This window comes from Microcoleus sp. SVA1B4, from assembly GCF_036700545.1.
Lineage (GTDB): Bacteria > Cyanobacteriota > Cyanobacteriia > Cyanobacteriales > Microcoleaceae > Microcoleus.
The window spans coordinates 105700-119792 of the sequence record NZ_JAUBPB010000005.1; the positions used below are offsets into that span (position 1 = coordinate 105700).

The 14093-nt window shown below is 43.5% G+C and carries 19 protein-coding genes and 1 pseudogene; 12 read left to right on the forward strand and 8 right to left on the reverse strand.

What is annotated here, in order from left to right; translation table 11 throughout:
* Positions 1-25: 25 nt before the first annotated feature.
* Together QT987_RS04225 and QT987_RS04230 are read right to left on the reverse strand one after the other, a co-directional pair.
* Positions 26-1948 (reverse strand): ABC-F family ATP-binding cassette domain-containing protein, encoded by a 1923-nt coding sequence (locus QT987_RS04225; protein ID WP_333237549.1) that lies wholly within the window; start codon positions 1946-1948, stop codon positions 26-28.
* Positions 1949-1978: 30 nt separating this feature from the next.
* Positions 1979-2143, reverse strand: a complete 165-nt coding sequence (locus tag QT987_RS04230; protein WP_333237551.1) for a hypothetical protein — start codon at positions 2141-2143, stop codon at positions 1979-1981.
* A gap of 321 nt (positions 2144-2464) precedes the next feature.
* Between QT987_RS04230 and QT987_RS04235 the strand changes: the two genes are divergently transcribed.
* Together QT987_RS04235 and QT987_RS04240 are read left to right on the forward strand one after the other, a co-directional pair.
* Complete coding sequence (locus QT987_RS04235; protein ID WP_333237553.1) at positions 2465-2719, forward strand: hypothetical protein; 255 nt, start codon at positions 2465-2467, stop codon at positions 2717-2719.
* Positions 2712-2975 carry a type II toxin-antitoxin system RelE/ParE family toxin gene (locus QT987_RS04240; protein ID WP_333237555.1) on the forward strand — a complete coding sequence of 88 codons (264 nt, stop codon included), beginning with the start codon at positions 2712-2714 and terminating at the stop codon, positions 2973-2975. The genes QT987_RS04235 and QT987_RS04240 overlap by 8 nt, the downstream gene beginning before the upstream one ends.
* A 50-nt stretch (positions 2976-3025) precedes the next feature.
* Here QT987_RS04240 and QT987_RS04245 read toward each other — a convergent pair.
* Positions 3026-3190: pseudogene (locus tag QT987_RS04245) on the reverse strand (ATP-binding cassette domain-containing protein); the annotation flags it as partial.
* Positions 3191-3287: 97 nt separating this feature from the next.
* On the opposite strand from QT987_RS04245, the gene QT987_RS04250 reads away from it, so the two are divergent.
* The 7 genes from QT987_RS04250 to QT987_RS04280 all read left to right on the forward strand — a co-directional run bounded on the left by QT987_RS04250 (position 3288) and on the right by QT987_RS04280 (position 6705).
* Positions 3288-4040 (forward strand): hypothetical protein, encoded by a 753-nt coding sequence (locus tag QT987_RS04250; RefSeq protein WP_333237559.1) that lies wholly within the window; start codon positions 3288-3290, stop codon positions 4038-4040.
* A gap of 93 nt (positions 4041-4133) precedes the next feature.
* Positions 4134-4517: a hypothetical protein gene (locus QT987_RS04255; protein WP_333237561.1), complete on the forward strand. Its 384-nt coding sequence runs from the start codon at positions 4134-4136 to the stop codon at positions 4515-4517.
* Between the two features lie 8 nt (positions 4518-4525).
* Positions 4526-4861: a hypothetical protein gene (locus QT987_RS04260; protein WP_333237564.1), complete on the forward strand. Its 336-nt coding sequence runs from the start codon at positions 4526-4528 to the stop codon at positions 4859-4861.
* A gap of 62 nt (positions 4862-4923) precedes the next feature.
* A complete protein-coding gene (locus tag QT987_RS04265; RefSeq protein WP_333237567.1) occupies positions 4924-5307 on the forward strand; it encodes a hypothetical protein in 384 nt (127 codons plus the stop codon).
* Positions 5297-5644, forward strand: coding sequence for a DUF5615 family PIN-like protein (locus QT987_RS04270; protein WP_333237570.1), 348 nt, complete (start codon positions 5297-5299; stop codon positions 5642-5644). Before QT987_RS04265 ends, QT987_RS04270 begins: the two co-directional genes overlap by 11 nt.
* Positions 5645-5711: 67 nt before the next feature.
* Positions 5712-5852, forward strand: coding sequence for a nucleotidyltransferase domain-containing protein (locus QT987_RS04275; protein ID WP_333237572.1), 141 nt, complete (start codon positions 5712-5714; stop codon positions 5850-5852).
* Between the two features lie 481 nt (positions 5853-6333).
* The gene (locus tag QT987_RS04280; protein ID WP_333166918.1) at positions 6334-6705 is read left to right on the forward strand and encodes a DUF4342 domain-containing protein; all 372 of its coding nucleotides are present in this window, start codon (positions 6334-6336) and stop codon (positions 6703-6705) included.
* Between the two features lie 86 nt (positions 6706-6791).
* On the opposite strand, the gene QT987_RS04285 is transcribed toward QT987_RS04280, so the two are convergent.
* From QT987_RS04285 to QT987_RS04295, 3 genes are all read right to left on the reverse strand, one after another.
* Positions 6792-7259 (reverse strand): serine hydrolase, encoded by a 468-nt coding sequence (locus QT987_RS04285; RefSeq protein ID WP_333237575.1) that lies wholly within the window; start codon positions 7257-7259, stop codon positions 6792-6794.
* 319 nt (positions 7260-7578) lie between these two features.
* On the reverse strand, positions 7579-7911 hold the full coding sequence (locus tag QT987_RS04290) for a hypothetical protein (RefSeq protein WP_333054618.1): 333 nt from the start codon (positions 7909-7911) through the stop codon (positions 7579-7581).
* A 31-nt stretch (positions 7912-7942) separates the two neighbouring features.
* Complete coding sequence (locus QT987_RS04295) at positions 7943-8116, reverse strand: hypothetical protein (RefSeq protein ID WP_333237577.1); 174 nt, start codon at positions 8114-8116, stop codon at positions 7943-7945.
* Between the two features lie 276 nt (positions 8117-8392).
* Between QT987_RS04295 and QT987_RS04300 the strand changes: the two genes are divergently transcribed.
* From QT987_RS04300 to QT987_RS04310, 3 genes are all read left to right on the forward strand, one after another.
* Positions 8393-10258 (forward strand): AAA-like domain-containing protein, encoded by a 1866-nt coding sequence (locus tag QT987_RS04300; RefSeq protein WP_333237579.1) that lies wholly within the window; start codon positions 8393-8395, stop codon positions 10256-10258.
* A gap of 121 nt (positions 10259-10379) precedes the next feature.
* Positions 10380-11330: a phytanoyl-CoA dioxygenase family protein gene (locus QT987_RS04305; protein WP_333237581.1), complete on the forward strand. Its 951-nt coding sequence runs from the start codon at positions 10380-10382 to the stop codon at positions 11328-11330.
* Between the two features lie 619 nt (positions 11331-11949).
* Positions 11950-12549 carry a Uma2 family endonuclease gene (locus tag QT987_RS04310; RefSeq protein WP_333237583.1) on the forward strand — a complete coding sequence of 200 codons (600 nt, stop codon included), beginning with the start codon at positions 11950-11952 and terminating at the stop codon, positions 12547-12549.
* 153 nt (positions 12550-12702) lie between these two features.
* Here QT987_RS04310 and QT987_RS04315 read toward each other — a convergent pair whose 3' ends face one another.
* Positions 12703-13221, reverse strand: coding sequence for an O-acetyl-ADP-ribose deacetylase (locus QT987_RS04315; protein WP_333237584.1), 519 nt, complete (start codon positions 13219-13221; stop codon positions 12703-12705).
* A gap of 50 nt (positions 13222-13271) precedes the next feature.
* Entirely contained in the window at positions 13272-14018 is a 747-nt protein-coding gene (locus tag QT987_RS04320) for a 5-formyltetrahydrofolate cyclo-ligase (protein ID WP_333237586.1), read from the reverse strand.
* Positions 14019-14093 lie beyond the last annotated feature (75 nt).

The following is a 14093-nucleotide window of genomic DNA, read 5'->3' on the forward strand; positions in this document are numbered from 1 at the left end:
AAACACAACACTCGGACAGCCCAAATTAACCAACCCGTTCGGCTAACTCCAACCAGCGCTCAGTCGCATTATCGATCTCCTGCGTCAACTGAGCCAAACGATCCGATAACTTCTTCATCTCTGCAAACTCGCTCGGAGCATTGTGAGACAAAATCTTCTCAATGTCTTCTTTTTCAGCTTCCATCTTCGGAATTTGACTTTCTAATTGTTCGTATTCCCGCTTCTCATTGAAGGAAACTTTGGTTGATTTTTGAGTGGAATTTGTAGATTTTGAATTGTTAGATTCAACGGTGCGTGTAAGTTTTTCTTTTTCTTTTTGTTCTTTGATTTCTTTGTCTTCTTCGGCTTTCTTGTAGTCTAAATACACCGAATAATTGCCGGGATACAAGCGCAAATTGCCCCCAGGCTCCAAGGCGAAAACCATGTCTATCGTGCGATCGAGAAAATAGCGATCGTGCGACACCACAATCACGCAGCCGTTAAAATCTTCGAGATAATCCTCCAAAACCGCCAAAGTCTGCACGTCCAGGTCGTTTGTCGGTTCGTCCAAAATCAGCACGTTTGGCGCACTCATCAGCACCTTCAACAGAAATAATCGGCGCTTTTCCCCGCCCGAAAGTTTGTTAATCGGTGCATACTGTTGGTTCGGTGGAAACAGAAACTTTTCCAACATTTGAGAAGCGGTAATGATTTCGCCGTCCGCCGTTTGCACCAACTCTGCCACACTTTTCAAGTATTCAATAACTCGCTGGTCTTCGTTCGGTGTCAAATCCTCCGAATGCTGGTCAAAATAACCGATATGAATGGTTGTGCCAATTTCGACAGTACCCGAATCCGGCTGAATGCGTCCGGTGATGATATCCATCAGCGTCGATTTTCCCGCACCGTTGCAGCCAATAATTCCTATCCGGTCTTCGGGAGTGAAATTGTAGGTAAAATCTTTAATTAAAGTGCGATCGCCGTAAGCTTTACAGATATTCAGTAACTCAATCACCTTCTTACCAATCCGGCGGCCCGCTGTGGCAATTTCGACTTTGCCGTTGGCTGTTTTGAACTCCTGGGCTCGCATATCTTTAATGCGATCGATCCGAGCTTTTTGCTTGGTACTCCGCGCTTTTGGCCCGCGTTTGAGCCATTCCAATTCGCGCCGCAATACTCCCGCGTGTTTGCGAACACTGCTGGCGGCGGATTCTTCAGCTAGGGCTTTTTTCTCCAAGTAATAAGCGTAATTGCCAGCATAATTGTAAAGGTCGCCGCGATCGATCTCCAGGATGCGATTGGTGACGCGATCGAGAAAATAGCGATCGTGCGTAATCAGCAGCAAAGCACCGCGATAGCCGTTCAAATAATTCTGCAACCACTCCACAGACAGCGCATCCAAGTGGTTTGTCGGTTCATCCATCAGCAACACATCGGGCTCGGACAACAAAGCCGTTGCTAAGGCAATTCGCTTGCGGTAGCCGCCCGACAAGTCGGCAATTTTCGCATCAAAATCCTCAATCCCCAACTTGGTCAAAATCAATTTCGCCTTGGTTTCCAAGTCCCACGCATCCACCTCATCAATGCGTTCAGACACCGCAGACAGACGCGCCATCAACTTGTCTGTATCGCCTTTGCCGTGGGACAGTTGATCGGAAATTTCCTCGTATTCTCGCACTAAAGCCATTTGTTCGCCGCTGTCGGCAAATACTTGCTCTAAGACAGTGTGATTTTCGTCTAAATCCGGCTGTTGGGGGAGATAGACAATTGTAGACCCTGGATTGACCCAGCGATCGCCAGAGTCGATCGACTCCATACCCGCAATCATTTTCAGCAGGGTTGATTTGCCCGAACCGTTGGTGCCGATGAGTCCGACTTTATCGCCTTCATCCAGGCTGAAGCTGGCATCTGTCAAGAGTTCCTTGATGCCGAAGTCTTTTTTGATCGATCGCAGAGTAAAAATAGTCATGAGTATAGAAAGTCATTTACCTGACTTAGTTTAACGCAAGTTCGATCGAGTCCGGTTGCATCCGTATGGTCTGTCATTCGGATGGTAAGTCATTGTGGGGCGATCGATGGAAAACTCAGATTGTTGGCTACGCAGCAAGGAAGTGATTTTAGGTTGAGCGTTTCTAAGACGTTTTGCTGCTTCGATGTGGGTCAATAAAATTGAGAATTGATAATTACTACCAGGTCAAAAATAGACTAACTATTATATTTAAAATAAGTTATAAAAGTTTTTCAAATTACTATCCCCAGCAACTCCATGCTTTCCTACTTAATACTTCTTAAAGTGTTGTTTATTTGGGTTTATTTTTGATTTTTTTAGGTATTTATTGTATTCAGTAGGAATTCAAATAAAAATACTACGGAAACAACTTTTTTTACTTTATTTTTTATCAAACATTAACTTGGGTATGACGAGGAGATTGACAAACAAAAACCCTCTAGGTAAAATGAGGAAAAAAGCACGGATAATTCCCAAATGAACGATCGATCCTCAGCAGATTTGATATCACCCGCAGAGTTACACCGCCAGCTTAATGACTTACTCAAGCAACTATCACCAGAACGATTACAAGTGCTTGCTGATTTTGCGGCTTACTTAGCAAATGCTGAAAGCGAAGCTGCAACTCAAGAACTTTTGGAAATTTCTGGATTGCTAGAGCGAGTTAAGCAAAATCAAGCAACTCCTAAAACTGATTACACAACCTGGAGAAGTCTTCGCTCCGATGTATGAAGTTGTTCTCCATCCTGATGCTCAAAAGGTTTATGTCAATGCTGACAAAGCCCTAGCGAAGAAAATTGCCCGATGTTTGGAGCAGTTAGAACAAACTCCTCAGTTGCACCCTAACATTAAAGCCCTCAAAGGAGATTATGCAGGGTACTATCGCTACCGAATCGGGGACTACAGAGTGATTTACTCGATCGACGATGAAGTGGTGCAGGTATTTGTTGTGGCGATCGCTCATCGCAGTCAAGTCTATGAACCGTGAGGGCGAGTTAGTCAGCCCAGCAACAAGAGCGATCGATTTAATCAGTAAACGATCGACTCCATATCGGCAATCATTTTCAGCAGGGCTGATTTGCCGGAACCGTTGGTGCCGATGAGTCCGACTTTATCGCCTTCATCGAGGCTGAAACTGGCATCTGTCAAGAGTTCCTTGATGCCGAAGTCTTTTTTGATCGATCGTAGAGTAAAAATAGTCATGAGTATATAAGATGATTCACCTAATTTTAGGGTAGCATTCATTAGGGAATTTGAAATAATCCCCTAAATTAAATCTAATAATACTAGGAGATGTGCAATGCAGCAAATATTACTTTTCGGCAAGGATCACAAGTTTTTTCCTTGGTGTGATGGGTTTGAAATTAAGGGTAACGGTAGCATTGATTTTAGTGTATCTGGAGTTAATAAACTTCAGATACAAGAGGGTAAAGATATTAACTGGATGAATCTTATAGACTCACAATTACATAATTTGGCTAGCCAAGAAGAAATAATTGACCTAGGATATCGTCATAGTGGGGGAGATGAATTTGCATTTTACGACAAATACATATCAAGGCTTTGGAAGAAACTAGAGACTTACTGTAATCAGGAGTCCACTGCCGAAAGAGATTTTTTTAATTTATATTGTCATTTGTGCTGTCGAGATTATCATGGGGGAGCATCGTTACCAGCCCTAATTCCTCATGTTTACGTTAATTGGAATTTTTCCAAAGAAGAAAGAGCGAATAGAAAAAAGCCCTTTATTGTAGACTTCATATTCAAGAGTTCTGCGTTCGGAACCAACGACATAGTTGTTGTTGAGATTGATGGTCAATCTCACTACGCTAGGTATGATGATACTAAGAGACCAAAATATGAGCTTTCTGAAGATGTATATGCTGAACATTTAAAGAAGGATCGATGGTTGAGGAAGCAGGGATTTAAAGTTTTTAGAATTGGAAATAGTGAAATTAAGACTATCACATCATCGCCGGAAAAGGATAAACTCGATATTTTTCATGATTTCTTTACCGAAGTATTTGGAGAAATTGTTTTTATTGCGCGATAGGGGATTTGATTATAATCCATACTCTCCCTCGCATAACCGCAGTAGAACAGCGCTATAATAGACATAATCATAATCAGACTGGCGGTTTGTAAAGTGGATATTCTAATTGAGTCAACAAAGGGCTTTGAGAAAGATATTGCTAAGTTGAGTGAAGACGAAAGAGCAGCAGTGATTAAAAAAATCAACGATTGCGCTAGCCTCTTTCCAACTAAAAAATCTGATGTCTATCGTAAGCTGCGCCGCCTGCGCTTACCGACAAATCTTAATGGTTACGAATCTTCACTCTACACACTACGGATTTCTCGAACACTAAGGGTGATTTGGGCAGTTGACGAAGATCCAATTTTTGGGCAAGTTATTTTTACTCTTTTTCGAGCCGTCAAACACGAAGAACTCGATCGAGCATATCACGGTGTAGCAGAGTCTCTATATCAAGATATGCTTCACCACACTCTAGAAGCTGCCCAGATATCGTAAGCTTATTTATGGCACAGACTATTACACTCTGCGATGAATATGGCATTATTTACGAAGCCCTGAAGATTTGGCCAGATGATGAGCTAAAGATTTGTTTTCTTGAAGCTTTGGCAGAATTGGAAGACAACGAATGTCACAGAACGAGAAAATTTCCAAAGACGAGACTGCACAAAGTAAAGGGTGTGAAGCAGGCAATTTATCGTGCTGATATGGATAAAGTCTCAGGCTGGCGTATCCACGTTCAATACATTAATGGACAAATTCATCTCAAGGATATTATTGAGGGGCAAAGGCACGATGATGTAATTGAGGTGATAAAATTTAAGAAGGTACGCTATGAGTAGTTCTCAGTAAAACGACATTTGTACTATAATTCAAATACCAACCTTTGTTGGAGTATTTTTTTATGTCCTTGCAAGAGCTTAAAGAAAAAGCCAGCCAACTATCAGTCAGCGATCGCCTTGCCCTGCTAGGTGCGATCGTTCAATCCCTGCAAAGTACACCAGAAATCGAGAATTGGCAATATTTAATTGCACGCCCTCATGCTTGGCGCAAACAACTTTACATTAAGGGGCGTAAATTACTGGCATCGACTATTTGGCGAGACATGACTGCCAATCAGATGTCACCCGAACAAGCTGCCGAAAATTGGGATTTACCGTTGTCTGCTATCTATGAGGCGATTGATTACTGTCAGAAACATCAAGAAATTTTAAAATTAGAAGCAGACGAGGAACGCTATCGATTGGAAGTAAAAGGAGTGCAAGTTGAGCCTACGAATGCTGCTTGACGAAGATTCTCAAGCAAAGTATTTAGTCAATCTTCTTGAGGCAGCCGGTCACGATGTAGCCACAGTCAATACATTGGATTTAATGAATCATCCAGATTCAGTCGTGCTAGACGCTGCCAGAGAAAATCAGAGAGTGCTGCTTACACGCAATTGTGATGACTTTCAGCAATTGCATCAAGCGAACCCAGAACATTCAGGAATTTTGGCAGTTTATCAAGATCCTGAAGCTTCTAAGAATATGAGTTACCAGGCGATTGTGAAGGCAATTGATAATTTAGAGACGGCAGAATATGACCTCAATAATCAGTTTGTGGTTCTCAATCAATGGAGTTATTAATTTATCAGAAACCAGGAAGAGATTCTAGTTGTTCACTTAGAATCTGCATAGATGACGAGGAAGCTGAATGAAAACCCCGATCGCCCTACCAATTGACCAAATCACCAAATTCTGTCAACATTGGCAAATCATCGAACTCTCCCTCTTTGGTTCGATCCTTCGCGACGACTTTCATGCACACAGCGACATCGATATCTGGCGTTGCTGATTTACGGTATGAAAGGCTAAATATGCCAGTCATAGAAACCAGTATCGACAAAGCTTGAGGATTTTCAACTGATTTTTTTCATACCCTGATTAAGCAACGCCCTCAAGCATTCTATTAAGTTATTAATACATTACTTGAAGTTTGACGATATTCCCATTCCTGGGGCATTCATACCTTGATTCAGCAACGCCGAAAGTTTCAACAAAAAATTCAACAGACACCAGCCACCAAGACGCGGGCTAGCAGTACGCACCTTACTTGTATCTAGAGACGGGTTGTTTCAACAATATCTTCTCTACCTTTAGGCATAGATAAACCCGCCCCTATCTAACCAGACAAAAATAAAGTTTTGAGTAAGAAGGCGGGGGTGGAAAGTACGAATGCAGATTGTAGGGTTTCCTTGCCTGTCATTCCCAAGTGCGATCGCCGAAGATAAGGGTATAGAAATTAAACGGCTGGTTTTCACCCGCCCTTACACAAAATGAACTCACAACTAGAACAACAAGTAACAATTCTACAAGACGAAACAGCAGCGGCCGGAAATTCAGCCAACCCAACAGTTGAAACTCATGTATTCGCCTCAGAATTTGCCACAGAGGAAAAAGTCAGAGTGGAAGAATTTAAGATTAGCGGCGACAGCCTAATTGGTAAAGTCAAAGAACTAATTCAGCAAGGAAAACTCCGCCGCCTCGTCATCAAAAACTCGCAAGGGCGGACTTTGGCAGACATTCCGCTGATGGCGGGATTAGTAGGCGGCGTTGCGGGCTCAGTAGTATTTCCAATTGCTGCTGTACTTGCTACAGTGGGGGCAGTTGCCGCTCATTTGACTGTAGCAATCGAGCGCAAAGAATAGTCATTAGTAATTAAAAATCTTCTCTTCAAGTCCGCGAAGGCGGACTTTGTTTGTTTAGTAGCGATTTCAATCGCCGAATTGTCTGATCAACGCAAATTATCCGGTACCCTCGCCGCAGGTGGGTCTAAATAATTGTAAACAATGCGCGAAATTCGACGGACAAAATCTCTCACAATCCGGTCATTGTAAGGCCGCTTGACAAAGATTGCGGCTAAATAACGCTTACCGTTGGGCATATCAATAATTCCCGCATCGCCAACCACAAAGCCGATATCTCCGGTTTTGTCAGCAATAACTGCACCGGGACCCAAACCGGAGGGCAACAGCGTTCTAGTTGTATTATGCCGCAATAATTCTAAAGCTTGTTCGCGACTGGATTCAGAGACTAATTTATCGCAAGACAGCATCGCCAGCAACTTTACCATATCCACAGAACTTGTGGTATTTGTTCCTTGAAAATCGCCGAGCCAATTGCGAATTCTGGTGTCAGTTAATCCCCAACTGCGAAAACGTTCGTTGAGTTGACCCATTCCCCCCAAACGTTCAATAATCATGTTGGTGGCTGTGCACTTTTAGAGTCATGTTTAAAGAGAAAGAGTTGAACGGCTGCAACGATAAAGCGGCTGAAAAAACGTTTTCAACCGCTTTCGAGACGAAGCACCTAGCATGATACAGTCAACTCTTGCCCGCAGCCGTATTTTTTTTATTTTCTTTGAGAGTATTCCGTTTCCGGGACTCCTATCAAATCCGGTTCTCTTACCCCTTTTTCTTCGAGTCTCGCGCAGGCGGACGAAACTTTGTACAATGGCGAATTCTCTTGGGAGAATTCTTGTTTTGTAGGCACTAATTTTCTTCACATGAGATGAATTCAAATTAGGCCACTTCCCGATTTCTAGCATCTTCGAGGGAGTCGATCGCGGCTTTGAGAAAAACTTTTCCTTTAGCAACAAATCGGCGATCGCTCAAAGGATCGTAAGCTTCCCAATTACCGCTAACTTCGCGATCGCACCACAAAAACCAGCAGCGGTAGATTTCCCCGCTATCTATATCATCGCACAAAGCCAGCCAATCATCCCCCGTGAGAGCGCTGGCATCTAATGCTACCAATTCCACCCATGCAAGTGCAGTGCAGGCATCGATCGCCTCAGCGTCAACCGAGTCAGATTTGGTAGCTATAGGTTGTGGCGAACACAGTGTAGACTTCATAATTTCTCCTTAATTAAATGAATGAATTTGCCTATTTATGGAACTGACCCGGTACGCCAAGTGGAAAAACTGTGTTTTGAGAAATTTCTGGTTCGTCAAATTTACCAGCGGCTGATGCTTCTGTTAAATTATTAAGTGTATTAATTGTGAAAATGGCGGCGGTTCCCAAAGCGGCCATTGCCAGTCTGTGTAAGATTTTGCTCATTTGGCTGCTCCTTTTTTGCTTGGTGTATCTACTCTAAAAAGTTAAGTGGTGATTAGCGGCGGAGATTGGGGAGTTAAGAAAAACTTTTTATCCTAAAATATATTCAACTGTTGAAGCCGTTATCAGGACAGAGTTTGAGGAGTCGATCGCCCAAAAACCCTCTCGCAGTAAAATCCCTTAAATTCCGGCTGGCTGATTATCTTCCTTAAAATCGCCTAAAATAGGGACTTAAGGCGTTAAAATTTCTAGATTCGTTCCCCTTTCACTGCAAGCGAAGTGCTCAAGTCAAAACGCGATCGCGGTCGCATTCTCACTGCCTCTGGCTTAAAGAAACTTAACGAGGCGCTCCAAGAATGGTCTGACCGATATAACCTTAGAGGTACTCTGACTGAAATCGAGGCCGAGTCGGGCGTCGGTGCCGATACAGTCAGCAAAATTAAGCAGGGTAGAGAAGGTGCGGATTTGAGTAAAATTCGGCAGTTGTTCGCGGCTTTTGAAATGAATCTGGCGAATGGCGACCACCGATCGGCTAAACTTGAGGAAGCGGAAAATTTAGACGAGCTGGACAATTTGCCGCCAGCGGGAGAAACAGCCACCAGCAGCAGAATTGTTAAAGTATTTGTGAGTTATCGCAGCGCCGAACCCGATCGCGAGTTGGGAAAACACTTAGAAACGGCCTTAAGCGCGATCGGTCATACAGTTTTCACAGCAGAAAATAACATTAGATTAGGAGATAATTGGTTCGATCGCATTAATTTCTTTCTCCAAGAATGCGATTATTTGCTGCTACTGTTGCCGCCAACGGAAACCCAAAGCGAACTACTAACATATCAAGTTCAGAAAGCAAAAGAACTGCAAGACTCCCGCCCTGACAAAAAACCAATAATTCTCCCCATCCGCGTCGGTTTTCCCCTGAACGCGCCTCTAAATCACGATTTGCGTGGCTATCTGTACCGCATCAAACAGAGGGAATGGAAAACCACCGCCGACACTCCAATTATTATCGAAGAAGTTCTGAACTTGCTAGCAGAAACTCCCGCACCAGTCACGGAGGAAACGGAAGATTTAACACAAAAACAACTATTAGAAATTAGCAGCGACGAAATACCTCTACCCGCCGCCGAACCGGAATTACCGGGAGGACAAGTCGATGTCGCTTCTCAATTTTATGTAGAACGCCAGCCCATCGAAGAACGCTGCTATCAAACTATTGTGCAGCCCAGCGCGTTAATTAGAATTAAAGCGCCGAGACAAATGGGCAAAACTTCCTTGATGGCAAGAATTTTGCATCACGGAGCCCGTCAAGGCTATTGCACCGTGCCGCTAACTTTTCAGTTAGTAGATAAAGCCGTATTTGCAAACTTAGATAAATTCTTAAAGTGGTTTTGCGCTTACGTCGGCCGCGAGTTGCACTTACCCAATCAATTAGACGATTATTGGGACGAGATTTTTGGCAGCAAAGTCAACTGCAAAGATTACTTTGAAAAATACATTTTGCCGCAAATCGACAGTCCTTTAATTTTAGGATTAGACGAGATCGATCGCGTTTTCCAATATCCCGACATTGCCGAAGACTTTTTAGGACTGCTGCGGGCGTGGCACGAAGAATCGAAGCGGCGCGACATCTGGAAAAAACTGCGATTAATTGTAGTTCACTCCACCGAAGTTTACATCCCGATGAACATCAATCAATCGCCTTTCAACGTCGGACTTCCCGTAGATTTGCCCGAATTCAACTCTCAGCAAATACAAGATTTAGCAGCGCGCCACAACTTGAATTGGTCGGAGGCAGAAGTTGAGGAATTGATGGCAATTGTCGGCGGTCATCCGTATTTAGTGCGAGTTGCATTATATCACATTTCGCGATCGGATTTGACACTCGATGAATTAAAAGAAAGTGCGATCGCAGATGCGGGAATTTACAGCGACCATTTGCGCCGGCAATTGTGGAATTTGGAAGAATATCCAGAGTTGGCGCAGGGGATGAGAGAGATTGTGGCGGCGGACTCTCCGGTGCAATTAAAGGCGATGCAGGCGTTTAAGTTGGACAGTTTGGGGTTGGTGAAATTGCAGGGGAACGAGTGCGTGCCGAGGTGCGAACTGTACCGACAATACTTTACAACACATTTAGGAGTTAATTAATTGGATATTTTAGCTCGTTAATGACGTAGAATTAGCAGTATGGGGAAAGAGCAGCACAAATATCGCAAAAGAGCGATCGCCCCGGCTTTCCCCTGTGCAGTATCAACGTAAAATAGGATCGATGACTGAAGAAACTGTCACTCTGAGAAAGTCTCTTGACTTAGATAAATTAATTCCACTTTTGCCACAAGCAGAAGATATTAACTACTGGCGCGATATCAACCCCAATTCAACTATTTCTGATCGACCATTTGAAGGCTTTTCAGAAGTTTCGGGAATCCCAAAAGCAGAAATTGACGAGTACAGGCTGCAACTGCGAGAAGAAGGCTATTTCCAAACACCTAGCGTCATACCTGCTGCGACTATTCACCAGATGCGCGACTGTATAGAAAATGTCCGAAAAGCCGGGTTTCCGACAATGTTTGCCCTCGTCTACGATGTCTTCTATCAAGCATTTGGTTACTTTAACTCAACCTTGACAGGAATTTTGGGGAACGGCTACAAGCTAGTTCCCAATTTTTGGGTTTATTACATAGAAACTTCTGACAGCGGCAAAGGATTTGAGCCACACCGCGACGCCGAGTACGAAAATACTATAGACTCCAACGGTATGCCGACAGTGCTTACTCTCTGGGTGACAATTACTGAGGCGAATCCCCTCAATTCATGTATGTACATGATTCCGGCAAACCGCGATCCAGAGTATGCTGAAGCTATCAAAAATCTCAAGACGAAAGCTACTAAATTTGCCTTGGAAGATATCCGGGCTTTACCTACACAAGCTGGTACTCTATCGTGCTGGGATCAATACGTTTTTCACTGGGGAAGCCGCAGCAGCAGTCGGGCTAAATCGCCTCGAATTAGCTATGCCGTATATTGTCAGCGAGGGGATATTCCACCAGTTGATGATGTGATTGTCGATATCCCATCAGTGCTTGATTTCCCAACGCGGTTATCTCTGATTTGCAGAGGTTTGTATCGCTATTCTTACGCCAGTTTACAGCCATCCCCAGAGGCGGAAGCACTGTTAGATTTCTTGACGAAGCATCGGGAAAATCTGAAAAAGACTTAATATAATTTTCCTAAAAAGCCAGTCAATCGATTTTAGATTTTAGATTTTAGATTTTAGATTGAAGCCTTGACCCCACGGATAAATACGTTCGGCAAGTTTCTCGGATACAGGTTTTTTATTTCTCCCCAGATTCATCCGGGGGCTTGTATCCTGGATGCTTTCGGTCTTCTCAATTCCGGTTGCATAGGAATGATTTAACCGCAGAGGACGCAGAGTACGCAGAGTCTCCACAAGAGAGAGATGGGAATAACTAACCTAGATTTGGTATAATTTCTGTAAGTAATAATCAGGTGAATGATACCCATGAACGATATTTTTTTGATAACATCCGATAATTGGCTAGATTGGATAGCCGTATTTGGTTAAGCTGTCACGCATTTAAATTGCATATTCAGGGCGGGCGAGACGCCCACCCCACAAGAATTAGATTGTTTTTTGACATTCTATTTAAATGCACAACAGCTTATCTAGCCTTTACAGCTTTCATTGCATGGCGCGTGTTCACCACAAAGTAGATATATCATCAGCTTATAGTCTTCTTCTTCTGTCTTGCTTCGCGCCTTCGCGGTTCGTTAAAGAAACAGTAAAATAAAACAATAATCAACTAGCCCAGACAGTTATGCCGCCCGTCGAAAGTGTTGCAGCAATTCCGAACGATCTGATTTTGCGCTTGAGCATCGAGCAGTATCATGCGATAATTAAAGCTGGCATTCTCACGGATGATGACTCTGTAGAATTGCTGGAAGGTTGGCTGGTTTTCAAAATGCCAAAAAATCCACCGCATCGAGTCACAACTCGTCTTGTCAGAACAGCTTTAGAGAATATTTTACCCCCTGGTTGGTATGTCGATTCTCAAGAACCGATCACGCTATCCAACAGCGAACCAGAACCTGATATAGTGGTTGTTCGAGGGGATACAAGACAGTATCTCGATCGCCATCCGGGTGCTGAAGATATTGCCCTGATTATTGAAGTATCTGATACGACACTTCAGCGCGATCGCACTGTCAAAAAACGGATTTATGCCCGCGCTGGAATTGCGATTTATTGGATTGTGAATCTTGTTGAAGGACTGGTTGAGGTGTACTCTCAACCTCTTGTTGAAGTTGAGCAGCCAGATTATAGTCAAAGGTTGGATTTCGGGCGATCTGCTGTTATACCGATTATTATTGAAGGAATAGAAATTGGGGCGATCGCTGTGAATTCTCTTTTGCCTTAAGATAAAATGAGTAATATCGTTTACGGTTTTTTTTGAATGATTGAACCGCAGAGGCCGCAGAGAGCGCAGAGGAAGAGAAGAGAGAGATGAATAATTCCGATAGCAACGGATTTGATATAAATCCTAAACTTGTAGGGTGCGTCAGATGAAGTTTTAGAGAGATTTTTTAGGGTTGTATTTAGATAGAATCCTCTCATAAATTTCATAATTCTCTCGATCGAAGCAGCAAAAAATTACTTTTGGAGAACCACCATTATTTTGTATATATTCCGAGCATACCTTCACTGCAATCTCACCTGCTAGAGCTTTAGGATATTTGTAAATCCCGGTGCTAATGCCAGGAAATGCCAAACTCTCTAACTCTTGATCTGCGGCGATTTGCATACACTTGCGGTAACACTCGGCCAGGAGTTCAGGTTCTCCATGATTACCTCCCCGCCATACTGGCCCTACTGTGTGGATGATGAACCGTGCAGGCAAGTTATATCCTTTAGTTAGCTTAGCATCCCCAATCTTACATCCTCCAAGCAATCGGCACTCGTGAACAAGTTCTGAACCTGCTGCTTTGTGTATTGCTCCATCTACTCCACCACCACCCAGTAAGCTGCTATTTGCAGCATTCACGATCGCATCAACTTCGAGTTTTGTGATGTCGCCCAAAATAACTTTCATATTTTTTGGAATAGTAAACTATAGGCAAGTTTAGCAAAGAAACTCGTTATCTAGTCTTGCTCTCTCAACTTTCGCAAAATTGGAATTTTTTCCAACTGTTCCGGCCGTATACTATCCCAGTTTAACCCAATTGGACGCGGATAACTTGTATTAGTCTCAATTACCCCCTCAGCAGTAACAATCCTATTCAGCGCCCAATCGTGAGCTTGCATCGGTAAACGCGAATCTTCGACTATTTGCAAAGGATGCACTGTTGTCACAATTGGCGTATCGCTTTGTACTAACCCGAATTCGGTCAACATCGCCAATTCCAAATCGGCAAAACCGGCACCTTTCCCGGTTCTTCCACCGTTGCGCGTTACTGCTACACAGCCGACTATTACTAAATCAATGGGCTCCATTTCTTCAAAACTTACCAATCTTCCGCAATCGAGTGCTTTGCGGGCGATCGCACTTTCGGCAATTGATATATTTTGTCTCTGCAAATCCTCAGCAGTCAACTCAACAAAACAGCGATCGTCTGTCAATCGCGGTACTGCCATATACAGGCGTTTTCCATCTTGCAAAGCTCGCATCCGCACCGGATTTTGCGCCGCATCTGGATTGCACTTAATCGTTTTTGCTTGTTGCCAAATTGGTAAATTTGCCAATTTTTCGGCCGCCAAGTGGGCCCCAACAAAGTTGGGAATATGACCAAACGGATCGCCAATAGATGCGGCTTGCTGCTTGAGCAAAGACCAAATTTCAGCTCTTAAGTTGTCTTTGTCGTCGTTATATCCAGTCCAATCAGTTTTCATGTTGTATTATGGTACAATATATGATACAAAAGATTCCTTTAATACGCCTCATTTCTTCAGTCTCGCGAGGGCGGA

Bases quoted from the DNA above. Each gene is read 5' to 3' on its own strand.
- QT987_RS04225 (WP_333237549.1), bottom strand. From the start codon at position 1,948: ATGACTATTTTTACTCTGCGATCGATCAAAAAAGACTTCGGCATCAAG.
- QT987_RS04235 (WP_333237553.1), top strand. From the start codon at position 2,465: ATGAACGATCGATCCTCAGCAGATTTGATATCACCCGCAGAGTTACAC.
- QT987_RS04240 (WP_333237555.1), top strand. From the start codon at position 2,712: ATGTATGAAGTTGTTCTCCATCCTGATGCTCAAAAGGTTTATGTCAAT.
- QT987_RS04250 (WP_333237559.1), top strand. From the start codon at position 3,288: ATGCAGCAAATATTACTTTTCGGCAAGGATCACAAGTTTTTTCCTTGG.
- QT987_RS04260 (WP_333237564.1), top strand. From the start codon at position 4,526: ATGGCACAGACTATTACACTCTGCGATGAATATGGCATTATTTACGAA.
- QT987_RS04265 (WP_333237567.1), top strand. From the start codon at position 4,924: ATGTCCTTGCAAGAGCTTAAAGAAAAAGCCAGCCAACTATCAGTCAGC.
- QT987_RS04270 (WP_333237570.1), top strand. From the start codon at position 5,297: ATGCTGCTTGACGAAGATTCTCAAGCAAAGTATTTAGTCAATCTTCTT.
- QT987_RS04275 (WP_333237572.1), top strand. From the start codon at position 5,712: ATGAAAACCCCGATCGCCCTACCAATTGACCAAATCACCAAATTCTGT.
- QT987_RS04280 (WP_333166918.1), top strand. From the start codon at position 6,334: ATGAACTCACAACTAGAACAACAAGTAACAATTCTACAAGACGAAACA.
- QT987_RS04285 (WP_333237575.1), bottom strand. From the start codon at position 7,259: ATGATTATTGAACGTTTGGGGGGAATGGGTCAACTCAACGAACGTTTT.
- QT987_RS04290 (WP_333054618.1), bottom strand. From the start codon at position 7,911: ATGAAGTCTACACTGTGTTCGCCACAACCTATAGCTACCAAATCTGAC.
- QT987_RS04295 (WP_333237577.1), bottom strand. From the start codon at position 8,116: ATGAGCAAAATCTTACACAGACTGGCAATGGCCGCTTTGGGAACCGCC.
- QT987_RS04305 (WP_333237581.1), top strand. From the start codon at position 10,380: ATGACTGAAGAAACTGTCACTCTGAGAAAGTCTCTTGACTTAGATAAA.
- QT987_RS04310 (WP_333237583.1), top strand. From the start codon at position 11,950: ATGCCGCCCGTCGAAAGTGTTGCAGCAATTCCGAACGATCTGATTTTG.
- QT987_RS04315 (WP_333237584.1), bottom strand. From the start codon at position 13,221: ATGAAAGTTATTTTGGGCGACATCACAAAACTCGAAGTTGATGCGATC.
- QT987_RS04320 (WP_333237586.1), bottom strand. From the start codon at position 14,018: ATGAAAACTGATTGGACTGGATATAACGACGACAAAGACAACTTAAGA.